This is a genomic window from Thalassospira tepidiphila MCCC 1A03514, assembly GCF_001662875.1.
GTDB lineage: Bacteria > Pseudomonadota > Alphaproteobacteria > Rhodospirillales > Thalassospiraceae > Thalassospira > Thalassospira tepidiphila.
In genome coordinates this window covers 377598-389883 of sequence record NZ_JPVZ01000002.1, presented here as the reverse complement: position 1 = coordinate 389883, position 12286 = coordinate 377598, and the positions used below count along the sequence as shown (strand labels likewise).

Below are 12286 nucleotides of genomic sequence, written 5' to 3'. Positions count from 1 at the left end.
ACGTCGCGTTTTTATCGTCGTCCGGCATCCCGTTTGCTTTATTCGGCGTCGCCTGCGTCGAGGTCGGCACCGGTTTCCTGGTCAACACGTTTCATCGACAGTTTGATTTTGCCGCGATCATCGAAACCGATGACTTTGACCTTAACCTGGTCGCCTTCTTTCACGATGTCCGAAACCTGTTTGACACGCTCAGGTGCCAGTTCGGAAATGTGAACCAGACCGTCACGCGCACCAAAGAAGTTCACGAATGCGCCGAAATCGACAGCCTTAACGACCTTACCATCATAGATATGATTCAATTCAGGTTCCGCAACGATGGATTTGATCCAATCCACGGCCTGCTTGCCTTTTGCACCGTCGGTATGTGCGACAGTGATCGAACCATCATCTTCAATATCAACCTTTGCACCGGTCTCTTCGCAGATTTCGCGAATGACCTTACCGCCCGAACCGATGACATCACGAATTTTGTCTTTCGGGATCGAGAACTGGGTGATGGTCGGGGCGTTACCCGAAACTTCACCACGTGCTTCCGGAAGGGCTTTGGCCATTTCACCGAGAATGTGCAGACGACCATCGCGGGCCTGCTTCAGGGCGATCTGCATGATGTCCGGGGTTACCGAGGTGATCTTGATGTCCATCTGCAGCGAGGTAATGCCGTTTTCGGTACCAGCAACCTTGAAGTCCATGTCACCAAGGTGATCTTCATCACCCATGATGTCGGACAGAACTGCGAAATCTTCGGCTTCCTTGATCAGGCCCATGGCGATACCCGCAACCGGGCGTGCCAACGGAACACCGGCATCCATCATCGCAAGCGAGCTTGCGCAAACGGTTGCCATCGAAGAAGAACCGTTTGATTCGGTCACTTCGGAAACGATACGGGTGGTGTACGGGAAGGCATCCTTGCCCGGCATCAGCGGGTGCAGGGCACGCCATGCCAGTTTACCGTGACCAATCTCACGACGACCCGGCGAACCCATGCGGCCAGCTTCACCAACCGAGTAGGGCGGGAAGTTGTAATGCAGCATGAAGCTTTCACGGTATTCGCCGTCCAGCGCGTCAACGATCTGCTCGTCCTGACCGGTACCAAGGGTAACAACAGCAAGTGCCTGGGTTTCACCACGGGTGAAGATCGAGGAGCCGTGCGAGCGCGGCAGAACCGAAACTTCGCCCATGATCGGACGAACGTCAGCACCGGTACGACCATCGATACGCTTGCCGGTTTTCAGGATCGCACCGCGAACGATGTCTTTTTCCAGATCTTTGATGATCGAGGAAACTTTGCCTTTCAGCGCATCCGGAACTTCATCGCCAAGTTTCTCGACGATGTCTGCCTTAGCAGCAGAAACAGCAGCCGAACGCTCCTGTTTGACAACATGTGCATAAGCAGCGGTCAGTCTTTCGGTGCCAAGCGCAGCGATCTTTTCGACCAGTGCGTCGTAGCCTTCCGGAAGTTCTGCAACGTCACGCGGCTCTTTGGCTGCTTCTTCGGCCAGATCAATGATCAGGTCGAGAACGCCCTGGAACTGTTCGTGACCGAACTTCACGGCGCCAAGCATGATTTCTTCGGACAGCTCGGATGCTTCGGATTCAACCATCATCACGCCATCACGGGTACCGGCAACAACCAGATCCAGATCGCTTTCCTTGACCGCTTCGGTCGACGGGTTGAGAAGGTATTCACCATCCTTGTAACCAACGCGGGCAGCACCAATCGGGCCAAGGAACGGCAGACCGGAAATGGTCAGGGCCGCCGAGGTACCGATCATGGCAACCACGTCTGGATCGTTTTCCATGTCGTGCGACAGAACGGTACACACGATCTGGGTGTCGTTCCGGTACTGCGGGTGGAACAACGGACGGATCGGACGGTCGATCAGACGCGAAACAAGGGTTTCTTTTTCAGACGGGCGGCCTTCACGTTTGAAGAAGCCACCCGGGATTTTGCCAGCGGCAAATGCTTTTTCCTGGTAGTTAACCGTCAGCGGGAAAAAGTCGACATCCGGGCGCGGCTGTTTGGCGCCAACAGCAGTACACAGGACAACGGTTTCACCGTAGGTAACCTTGACGGCACCATCTGCCTGACGGGCGATTTTACCGGTTTCGAGAACCAGTTTGGCATTGCCCCACTGCATTTCCTTACGGACGACATTAAACATTATTTTCTCTTCCTCTTACAAACCTCTGGCGGACCCGAAAGTGTACACGAGTTCCGAACACATTACTCATGAGGCTTACATGACAGCGCCATGAGTAATGGGTCCGGCGTAAGCATCGGGTCGGCCCATCCGACCCTGCTTCTCGTGTTCCGATCCGCCGGAACAATAAAAAAAACGACGGCGGAGGTCACCCTCCGCCGCAGTTCGATATCAGCGGCGAATACCGAGGCGCTCAATGACGCTCTCGTAACGCGACTGGTCTTTGCGCTGCAGATACTTCAGCAGACGACGACGCTGACCAACCATCATGAGAAGACCACGACGGCTGTGGAAGTCGTGGTTATGTTCTTTCATGTGCTCGGTGAGGTTCTTGATCCGTTCAGTCAGGATAGCAACCTGGACTTCGGGGGAACCGGTGTCACCGTCTTTCTGACCGTATTCCTTGATCAGCTCAGCTTTGCGTTCAGCAGTAATCGACATCAGGCATCCTTTCGCCTTTAGAGATTAAAAACACGCACAGGTCGAATTTCGCCACCAGTGATCTCAGCCAACGCAACAGCGCGGTCATGGAGCATGGCACAGACGATTTCGTCCTGCACGACGGGGTTTTCAAGGGCATTGCGCTTTGCCACCGGCAACAGCCCGACAGGCTGGCCAGAGGAAAGGCGTTGCGCCTCGACTTCGGTCAGGGCCAGCGCCGGGATGTCGTCCAGCGCGGTCTCAACCGGAAGCAGTTTCTTCATCACCTCGTCCGGGTCCATATCCAGCAGTTCCTGCAGGGGAATGGCGTTCCCTTCCGAAAACGGCCCCGCCGAAGTCCGGCGAAGCGCGGCGATGTAGCCGACGGTACCAAGGCGCAGCGCGATATCGCGCGCCAAAGATCGCATATACGCACCTTTGCCTGACACAACGTCAAACACGGCGTGATCGCGATCTGGCATGTCGACCAGTCGAAGATCCTTGATCAGAATCGGACGTGGCTGCAACACCACATCTTCATCGCGGCGCGCAAGGTCATAGGCACGCTTGCCATTGACCTTGATCGCCGAAAACTTTGGCGGCACCTGCTGGATTTCACCGATGAATTCACCCAGCACAGCCTTGATTTCGTCTTCCGTCGGACGATGGTCGGAGGTTTCGATAACCTCGCCTTCGGCATCGTCCGTACTGCGCGCTTCGCCGAATTTCAACGTCACGCGATAACTTTTGCTGCCATCCATGACATAAGCAACCGTTTTGGTTGCTTCGCCAAAGGCAATTGGCAGAACGCCAGACGCGAGTGGATCAAGTGTCCCGCCATGTCCGGCCTTGTTGGCATCAAGCAGACGGCGCACCTGATTGACCACGGTTGATGACGTGATCTCCAGGGGCTTGTCCACCGCCAGCCAGCCATTAATGCTTTTACCGCGACGGCGACGCGCCATCAGTCGTCCTCATCTTCCGGGTCGCCCGACCGGTCATCCACAAGATCCTGCGCAACATGCGGGTCGCGCAGCAGGGCACCAATATGGTCAGCGACATCAAAACTCTTGTCTTCGACAAATCGCAATGCAGGCACGTATTTCATGTGCACCGTGTTGGCCACATGACTGCGCAGGTGACCTTTCTGACGCATCAACGCCTTCATCGACGTTTCTGCCTCTCCGCCGCCAAGCGGGGTGAAAGATACCATGGCATTGCGCATATCCGGTGAAAGATTGACACCCGTAATGGTTACCGGGCGCCGTGTCAGATCCGGATCGTAAATGTCTCCACGCTCCAATGCCTGCGACAGCGCCTGACGGATTTCTTCCGCCACGCGGAGCTGTCGCTGACTTGGTGCTTTGGCTGGTTGCTTCGCCATTTCAGTTCCTCACCGTCTTACAGTTCGACGGCAATTTCCTCGTTTTCGAAGCACTCGATCACATCGCCCGACTGGATATCGTTATATTTGGCGAACGACATGCCGCATTCATAGCCCTCGCGGACTTCCTTGACTTCGTCCTTGAAGCGACGGAGCGTCGAAAGTTCGCCAGAGTGAATGACAACGTTGTCGCGCAGCAGGCGGACGCCTGCGCCACGTTTGACGATACCCTCGGTGACCATGCAACCGGCGATCTTGTTGCCGGAAATCGTAAAGACGTCGCGGATTTCCGCATAGCCCAGGAACTTCTCGCGAACTTCCGGAGACAGCATGCCCGACAGCATCTTTTTGATGTCATCTGCAACATCGTAAATGATTGAATAGTAACGAATATCAACGTTGTCACGGCGCGACTGTTCACGGGCCTGCTGGTTTGCACGCACGTTAAAGCCGATGATCAGTGCATTGGATGCACGCGCCAGTGTGACGTCGGATTCGTTGATGCCACCAACACCGCTATGCAGAACGCGGACCGAGACTTCCTCGTTACCAAGTTTCTGCAAGGTGCCGATAAGTGCTTCGACAGAACCCTGCACGTCACCCTTGATGACGATCGGCAGTTCTTTGAGGTCACCGCTCTGCGAGAACATGTTCTCAAGCGCGGATTTCTTCATTGCAGCGGCCTGGGTTTCACGAATACGGCGCTGGCGGAAGTCAGAAACTTCACGTGCCTTGGCTTCGTTTTCAACAACCACAAAGTCGTCACCGGCAGACGGTACACCGTTCAGACCGTTCACCTCGACCGGCATACCCGGAATGGCTTCTGCGACACGGTTGCCGTGATCATCGATCAGGGCACGAACGCGACCCCATTCCGGACCCGTGACAAAGATGTCACCGGTACGCAGGGTGCCGCGCTGGACCAGAACGGTCGCAACCGGACCGCGGCCTTTTTCCATACGGGCTTCAACAACAACACCATCTGCAACGCGTTCCGGGTTGGCTTTAAGGTCAAGGACCTCGGACTGCAGCAGAATGGCTTCTTCAAGTTCGGTCAGACCGGTGCGCTGTTTGGCCGATACTTCAACGGCCTGAACGTCACCACCCATTTCCTCGACCACAACTTCGTGCTGAAGAAGTTCAGTTTTCACCTTGCTCGGATTTGCACCCGGCTTGTCGATTTTGTTGATGGCAACAATCATCGGAACGCCAGCCGCTTTCGCGTGGCTGATTGCCTCGATGGTCTGCGGCATGACCGAGTCATCGGCCGCAACAACCAGAACCACGATATCGGTAACTTTCGCACCGCGCGAACGCATTTCGGTAAATGCGGCGTGGCCCGGAGTATCGATGAAGGTGATCTTGGAGCCGGTTGCCATGGTGACCTGATAGGCACCGATATGCTGGGTAATACCGCCAGCCTCGCCACCGGCAACATCGGTGGAGCGCAGGGCATCAAGCAACGAGGTTTTACCATGGTCAACGTGACCCATGACGGTCACGACCGGCGGACGACCCACGAGCTTCGCGTCATTGTCATCTACACTGACCAGCGACTCTTCAACGTCGGCATCAGATACACGTTTGACGTTGTGACCGAATTCTTCGACCACGAGCTGTGCGGTATCGGGATCAAGCGACTGGTTAATCGTTGCCATGACGCCAAGACTCATCAGGGTCTTGATCACGTCTGCAGCACGTTCAGCCATACGGTTGGCCAGTTCCTGGACAGTAATAACGTCCGGGATTACCACATCACGCACGACTTTTTCCTTCGGTTTTTGCGGGCCCTGGGCACGCGCTTTGGCTTTGGCCTGCTGGCGTTTGATCGATGCCATGGAACGACGGCGACCACCTTCGTCACCGCTCATTGCATTATTGATCGAAAGTTTGCCACGACGACGGCCTTCGTCACCCTTGGTGCGCGCTGCACGGCCGGCTTCTTCTTCGGCACGTTTGCGGGCTGCCACACGGGCATTTTCCTCGTCAATTTCCTTGCGGCTTTTGGATTTGCCATCTGCCGGTGCGGAACGACGACGCTCTTCTGGGACCAGCGGCTCTGCCGGTTCGCCCTGAATAACGGTTTCTTCGGCCTTCGGTTTGGCAGCCGGTTTCGGCTTGGAAGTCTTGCCTTTTGCCGTCGAAGCGGCAAGGCGCTGTTCGACTTCTTCCACAGACGGAGAGTCGTTTTCAGACGCAGCAGGTGCTTCTTCCTGTTTGGCTTCGGCAGCAGCCTTGGCTTCTTCTGCCTTGCGTGCTTCTTCCTCGGCCTTGCGCGCAGCTTCTTCGCGGGCGCGGATTTCCGCATCCGCCTCGTCCTGCTTGCGGCGCTCTTCAGCAGCCTTCAAAGCAGCCATACGGGCAGCGCGTTCGCTGTCGGTCAGATTGCCATGATCATCAACCGCCGGACGCGGTTTCGGCTCTTCAACCGGCTCTTTTTTTGCTTCCGGTGCCGGCTTTTCTGCTGCCGGGGACTGTTCTTCAACGAGATCCTTCTTCACCTCACGGAAGCGACCGGATTCGTTCTTTTCGAATGTACGCTTCTTGCGCACTTCGACGGTCACAGATTTTGACCGTCCATGCGAGAAGTTTTGACGAACCTGCCCTGCCTCGACCGTCTTGCTCAATTCAAGCTTCGATCTGTTGAGGCTCAGCGGTTTCTTCTCCTGATCGCGATCACTCATAATCCGTTCAACTTCCTCATTTCCTGCGGGATCGGGCACATACGCCGATCCTGTCCTGTCCGTCTGGCGCTCGTCTGATCTCAGACAGCGCGAAATCCTTCAAGCCGTTTGCACGAACGCCCCAACCGATTGGCAAGGCCTCCTGGCGCAACGGCCACATGTACTGCTTTTTCGCGACCAAAGGCCGCGCCGATTTCAGCAGCATCCAGAACGGAATAAATCGGCAGATCCCGGGCCTTGGCCTCGATCTTTGATTTTCCGTCTGCGGCACCATCGCGTGCCGCCAATACTAAGGCTGCGCCCTCGGCAATCTGGGCACGGGCCTTTTCAAATCCTGCAACAGCCTGTCCTGCACGCCGCGCCAGCGACAACAGATCGATGCATTTGCGCGTCAGCAGCTCTTCGATCCGGTCTGCAAGTGCGGTGTCGACCACGACTTTTTGTCGGGCCGCCCGGGCAAAGGCGTTCTTTGCACAGGCGGTATTTACCACATCCCGCGACGGGCACAACCATAATCCCCGTCCCGGCAGCCGTTCCTCAAGGTCGGGAACAACCGAACCATCTGGCCCGATCACAACCCTGAGAAGATCTTCCTTGTGCCGGACTTCGCCGGTGACAACGCACCGGCGTTCCGGAACCTCGGCTACCTTGCCGCCTTTACGATGCGACATGGCATCCTCCGATCGGCCTTAGGCCTCTTCGCTTTCCGCGGATTCTTCGGTCTCTTCTTCAAGACCTTCGAACCAGCCAAGCTTGCGACGGGCTTCCATGATCATGTCGTTGGCCTGATCCATGGTAATGGAATCGGCATCCCCGACATATTCGATCAGCTCGTCACTGGCGAGATCCGCGAAATCTTCAAGGTTTTTGACGTCGTTTTCACCAAGGCGAACAACAACAGCCAGCGACAGACCCGGGAATTCAACCAGATCATCGGCAACCTTAAGCTCTTCGCGACGTTTCTGAAGACGCTCGGCCTCTTCGGCAAGGAAGGTGCGTGCGCGGTTGCGCAGCTCTTCGGCGATTTCTTCTTCGAAACCTTCGATCTCGGCCAGTTCTGCCAGCGGCACGTAACCGACTTCCTCGATCGAGGTAAAGCCTTCGGCGACCAGGAGATGGGCGATAACTTCGTCAACATCAAGCGCCTTGATGAACATTTCCGCGCGCTTGCGTGCTTCTTCCTGACGACGTTCGCTTTCGTCTTCCTCGGTCAGAATATCGATATCCCAACCGGTCAGCTGGGACGCCAGACGCACATTCTGACCACGACGGCCAATGGCAAGGCTCAGTTGATCGTCCGGAACGACGACTTCGATACGGTTGGTTTCTTCATCAATCACAACCTTGGTGACTTCGGCCGGGGCCAAAGCATTCACAACAAAGGTCGCCGGGTCTTCCGACCACTGGATGATGTCGATTTTTTCGCCCTGAAGTTCGGCAACAACCGCCTGGACGCGCGAACCGCGCATACCGACGCAGGCACCGACCGGGTCAATCGAGCTGTCCGAAGACAGAACCGAAATTTTCGCGCGCGAACCCGGGTCACGGGCAACCGATTTGATTTCGATGATGCCGTCGTAGATTTCCGGTACTTCCTGGGCAAACAGTTTTGCCATGAAGGTCGGGTGCGTACGCGACAGGAAGATCTGCGGGCCACGCTGTTCACGACGGACATCAAGGATCAGGGCACGTACCCGATCACCCTGACGAACTGTCTCACGCGGGATCAGTTCTTCACGGCGCAGGATGGCTTCGGCACGACCGATATCGACAAGAACGTTGCCAAACTCGACACGCTTGACGACGCCGTTGATAACTTCGTCGGCACGGTCCTTGTATTCCTCGTACTGGCGTTCGCGTTCCGCGTCGCGCACTTTCTGCACGATGACCTGTTTCGCGGTCTGGGCAGCAATACGACCAAAATCAATCGGCGGCAGCGGATCAATCAGGAATTCACCAAGATTGATGTTCTCGTCACGAATACGTGCCTGTTCGAGCGACATCTGGGTGAAATCGTTTTCGATTTCATCGGTGACTTCGATGTAACGAGCGAGTTTGATCTCGCCGGTTTTGCGGTCGATATGGGCACGAATGTCATGCTCGTGACCATATCTGGAACGGCCTGCCTTCTGGATGGCCTGCTCCATAGCACCGAGAACCTCGTCACGATCAATGCCCTTTTCACGGGCAACGGCATCTGCGACCTGCAAAAGTTCCGGCCGCGGCATTCCCGAAGTTGCTTCCATATCCAACCTCTATTCTGCGTTATCGTCATTCCGGCGGTCGCCGGTGACGTGCGCGATCAATTCATCTGTCAGGACCAATTTCGCTTTTGCGATATCGGCCAACGGCAACAAGACACGTTCGCCATCTACAATCAGGGCGACCGCATTATCTTCAATCCCATCCAGCACACCGCTGAAACGGCGACGACCATCCTTGGCCATCACCAGTTCGACCTTTGCCTCAAATCCCTTCCACACGTCAAAATGCGCGGCACGGGTCAGCGGGCGGTCGATACCCGGGGAACTGACTTCAAGGTGATAGGCACCTGAAATCGGGTCCTCGACATCCATCAGGGCAGAAACCGTACGGCTGATTTGGGCGCAATCTTCAACGTTGATGCTGCCTTTCGCACCCGGGCGATCTGCCATGATCTGCAGGATGTTATGGTCCTGACCTGTCATCGAAACCCGAACCAGCTCAAAGCCCAGCGCGTTGATTGACGGCTCGATAATCTCAACGATTTTCGCCATCAACGGGTCTTTTAACTGTTGTCCAATCAGCTCAGCCATAAAGCGATGCCATACCCCAAAAAGCACAAAAGAGCGGGCGCAGGGCCCACTCTTTGTCAGAATTTACAAAAAGCTTGGCGGCCTTATACAGCCGGTTTACGCAAAAATCAAGTCAGGATACCGGCTGCCGATGCCATTCAACCTAAGGATTCCGCCCGTGACAGCAAACCGCGGACATGCATCACAGACGACATCAAAGCACCCGCCCCCGATAGCCCGGCGAACACTGTGCGCTGCCAACCCGGCAAACGCCTGCACAGCCTGACTTTTGTCTCATTCGAGGACGCCGGAAAAGACATGTTTGGGGCAAATAGATACCTCATCCACATCCAAACCGTCGGGACGAACATGCTTTGCCTATCTTCATGAAACAGTAAAGTCAGGACGCCGTGATCACCCCGTCATGCCGGAATCGCAGCGCTGCCCTGAACCTGCCGACTCCCGTCAGACAGAATCCAACGGAAGCAATGATCGGGACTGACGTGGCTTGCGGCGGAACCGGAGATAGTTGCACTTCTTGCCCTGACGCAGCGCCTTTTGCTCATAGCGGGTTTTGACCCAATCGCTTGGCGGCGTGCGCCAATCATCCGGGCCTTCGGCCAGCCATTCGAAATCCGGATGGTTATGCATGTGCTGCAACGTCCAGGAAATATACTGCATATCGTCACTGGCGACCCGGAACTCCGCGCCGTCTTTCAGAAGACGGGCAAGCAGCGCCAGATTCTTGGGTCCGATAAAGCGGCGCTCGGCATGGCGCTTCTTTGGCCAGGGATCGGGAAACAGCAAAAAGGCCCGATCAAAGCAGGCATCAATCAGCTTATAAAGCAGCGGGCGCGAATCATCGGCCACCACGCGCACATTGGCCAGATTACGCTCATCAAGATGGCGCAGAAGGCTGCCCACCCCGTCCATAAACGGCTCAGCACCAATAATCCCCACCGTCGGATTGGCCTCGGCCTGACCGGCCAGATGCTCCCCGCCGCCAAAGCCGATTTCAAGCCACAGCTGTTCGGGCGTGCCATCGAAATAGCTGTTGGGATCGACCCCGGCTGCGTCGGGATAGGTAATCCCGATCTTTGGCAGCATGGCATCCACAAGAGCCTTGCGAGAATCCTTAAGAGGCCGGCTGCCGCGACGGCCATAGAAATTCGGGCGATCAGGGGTCGGAAGCGGACGGTCTTTGTTGCGCATGGTCGTTTCTGTCGATCAGGGTCGGAATTTGTGGATCAGGCGGACTGAAAATCAAAACGGACGGCCCGAAATATCCGGGCCGCCCGCCTCTTATCACGTCATGCGATTTTGGCAAATCGCACTTTTTAACGCGCTTTCTGTCAATCAGGCACCAAATGCCGATTTCAGGTCGCTGACCAGATCGGTGCGCTCCCAGGAGAAGCCACCATCTTCGGTCGGCTGACGGCCAAAGTGACCATAAGCAGAAGACGGCGTGTAGATCGGACGGCACAGCGACAGATGCTCGCGAATGCCACGCGGGCTGAGATCCATAAGCTGACGCAGAACATCACCAAGCTTCAATTCGTCAACATTGCCGGTGTCATGGTTGTTAACGTACAGCGCCAGCGGCTTGGAAACGCCAATTGCATAGGCGAGCTGAATGGTGCATTTCTCGGCCAGACCAGCCGCAACGACGTTTTTCGCAAGATAACGCGCAGCATAGGCAGCCGAACGGTCAACCTTGGTCGGATCCTTACCCGAAAACGCGCCGCCGCCATGCGGGGCCGCACCACCATAGGTATCGACGATGATCTTACGACCGGTAAGGCCGGCATCACCATCAGGACCACCAATCACGAAACGGCCTGTCGGGTTGATGTAGATTTCATCAGCCGGCGGCATCCAACCTTGCGGAAGGGCTGCTTCGATATACGGCAGAACCAGCTCATGAACATCGCGCTGCGAAAGGCCGTCGGCATGCTGGGTTGATACAACAACCGATGTTGCCGCAACCGGCTTGCCCGCAGCATAGCGCAGGGTTACCTGGCTTTTGGCATCCGGACCGAACTGCGGCACCTTACCGGAGTGGCGGTCAGCGGCCATGGCGCGCAGGATACGATGCGAAAACTGGATCGGGGCCGGCATCAGTTCATCGGTTTCGTTACAAGCGTAACCAAACATGATGCCCTGGTCACCAGCGCCAAGGTCTTTTTCACCAGCGGAGTCAACGCCCTGCGCGATATCAGAAGACTGTTCATGCACATGGCATTCGATCTCGGCCGTCTTCCAATGGAAGCCATCCTGCTCGTAACCGATTTCACGGATTGCCTGACGGGCCTTTTCGATCATGACCTCTTTGGTCACGCTTTCAGGACCGCGAACTTCGCCTGCCAGAACCACACGGTTGGTGGTGGCAAGGGTTTCGACGGCAACACGCGAATCTTCATCCGCGGCAAGAAAAGCATCAACGATGGAATCGGAAATGCGGTCACAGACTTTGTCCGGATGACCTTCCGAGACGGACTCACTGGTAAATAGATAATCGGAAAGAGACATATAAGACCTTCTCCGGTAATGGGTTTCCAAAACTGGACCGGAGGGCTCCCGATACGAGGCCGTATCGATAGCGCCCACTTAGCCTTTTTTTGTGTGGTGGCAAGCGGTCCAAATCCGTCCACAATGGTCAGTCCGGGTCGAACTGTTTCGTCGGTTGTGCCCGATCCCTATTTGAAGGTCAAGCATCATTGACGCAAAACCGCAATCCCGATGGCAGTGCATCCGGGGCTGCCGTGCTCAAAAGACAAAGACGTAATTCACGGTCTGTGAAATACGTCTTTTGCCCAAAACCAT

General features: G+C 56.0%; 10 protein-coding genes. All 10 read right to left on the bottom strand.

What is annotated here, in order from left to right:
- Nucleotides 1-38: 38 nt before the first annotated feature.
- A complete protein-coding gene (gene pnp / locus TH4_RS05845; RefSeq protein WP_064780280.1) occupies nucleotides 39-2162 on the bottom strand; it encodes a polyribonucleotide nucleotidyltransferase in 2124 nt (707 codons plus the stop codon).
- A 210-nt stretch (nucleotides 2163-2372) separates the two neighbouring features.
- On the bottom strand, nucleotides 2373-2642 hold the full coding sequence (gene rpsO, locus TH4_RS05840) for a 30S ribosomal protein S15 (protein WP_008888875.1): 270 nt from the start codon (nucleotides 2640-2642) through the stop codon (nucleotides 2373-2375).
- A gap of 17 nt (nucleotides 2643-2659) precedes the next feature.
- Nucleotides 2660-3586 carry a tRNA pseudouridine(55) synthase TruB gene (truB, locus tag TH4_RS05835; RefSeq protein ID WP_064780279.1) on the bottom strand — a complete coding sequence of 309 codons (927 nt, stop codon included), beginning with the start codon at nucleotides 3584-3586 and terminating at the stop codon, nucleotides 2660-2662.
- Nucleotides 3586-4005 carry a 30S ribosome-binding factor RbfA gene (gene rbfA, locus TH4_RS05830; RefSeq protein ID WP_064780278.1) on the bottom strand — a complete coding sequence of 140 codons (420 nt, stop codon included), beginning with the start codon at nucleotides 4003-4005 and terminating at the stop codon, nucleotides 3586-3588. Before rbfA ends, truB begins: the two co-directional genes overlap by 1 nt.
- Nucleotides 4006-4022: 17 nt before the next feature.
- A complete protein-coding gene (gene infB / locus TH4_RS05825; RefSeq protein WP_064780277.1) occupies nucleotides 4023-6689 on the bottom strand; it encodes a translation initiation factor IF-2 in 2667 nt (888 codons plus the stop codon).
- 80 nt (nucleotides 6690-6769) lie between these two features.
- Nucleotides 6770-7360, bottom strand: coding sequence for an RNA-binding protein (locus TH4_RS05820; RefSeq protein WP_064780276.1), 591 nt, complete (start codon nucleotides 7358-7360; stop codon nucleotides 6770-6772).
- A gap of 18 nt (nucleotides 7361-7378) precedes the next feature.
- Nucleotides 7379-8935, bottom strand: coding sequence for a transcription termination factor NusA (nusA, locus tag TH4_RS05815; protein ID WP_063086093.1), 1557 nt, complete (start codon nucleotides 8933-8935; stop codon nucleotides 7379-7381).
- Nucleotides 8936-8944: 9 nt separating this feature from the next.
- Complete coding sequence (gene rimP / locus TH4_RS05810) at nucleotides 8945-9484, bottom strand: ribosome maturation factor RimP (RefSeq protein ID WP_120223817.1); 540 nt, start codon at nucleotides 9482-9484, stop codon at nucleotides 8945-8947.
- 444 nt (nucleotides 9485-9928) lie between these two features.
- Nucleotides 9929-10675: a tRNA (guanine(46)-N(7))-methyltransferase TrmB gene (gene trmB, locus TH4_RS05800; protein WP_064780274.1), complete on the bottom strand. Its 747-nt coding sequence runs from the start codon at nucleotides 10673-10675 to the stop codon at nucleotides 9929-9931.
- Between the two features lie 144 nt (nucleotides 10676-10819).
- Nucleotides 10820-11992, bottom strand: coding sequence for a methionine adenosyltransferase (gene metK, locus TH4_RS05795; protein WP_064780273.1), 1173 nt, complete (start codon nucleotides 11990-11992; stop codon nucleotides 10820-10822).
- Between the last annotated feature and the right edge of the window lie 294 nt (nucleotides 11993-12286).

Bases quoted from the DNA above. Each gene is read 5' to 3' on its own strand.
- pnp (WP_064780280.1), bottom strand. From the start codon at position 2,162: ATGTTTAATGTCGTCCGTAAGGAAATGCAGTGGGGCAATGCCAAACTG.
- rpsO (WP_008888875.1), bottom strand. From the start codon at position 2,642: ATGTCGATTACTGCTGAACGCAAAGCTGAGCTGATCAAGGAATACGGT.
- truB (WP_064780279.1), bottom strand. From the start codon at position 3,586: ATGGCGCGTCGCCGTCGCGGTAAAAGCATTAATGGCTGGCTGGCGGTG.
- rbfA (WP_064780278.1), bottom strand. From the start codon at position 4,005: ATGGCGAAGCAACCAGCCAAAGCACCAAGTCAGCGACAGCTCCGCGTG.
- infB (WP_064780277.1), bottom strand. From the start codon at position 6,689: ATGAGTGATCGCGATCAGGAGAAGAAACCGCTGAGCCTCAACAGATCG.
- TH4_RS05820 (WP_064780276.1), bottom strand. From the start codon at position 7,360: ATGTCGCATCGTAAAGGCGGCAAGGTAGCCGAGGTTCCGGAACGCCGG.
- nusA (WP_063086093.1), bottom strand. From the start codon at position 8,935: ATGGAAGCAACTTCGGGAATGCCGCGGCCGGAACTTTTGCAGGTCGCA.
- rimP (WP_120223817.1), bottom strand. From the start codon at position 9,484: ATGGCTGAGCTGATTGGACAACAGTTAAAAGACCCGTTGATGGCGAAA.
- trmB (WP_064780274.1), bottom strand. From the start codon at position 10,675: ATGCGCAACAAAGACCGTCCGCTTCCGACCCCTGATCGCCCGAATTTC.
- metK (WP_064780273.1), bottom strand. From the start codon at position 11,992: ATGTCTCTTTCCGATTATCTATTTACCAGTGAGTCCGTCTCGGAAGGT.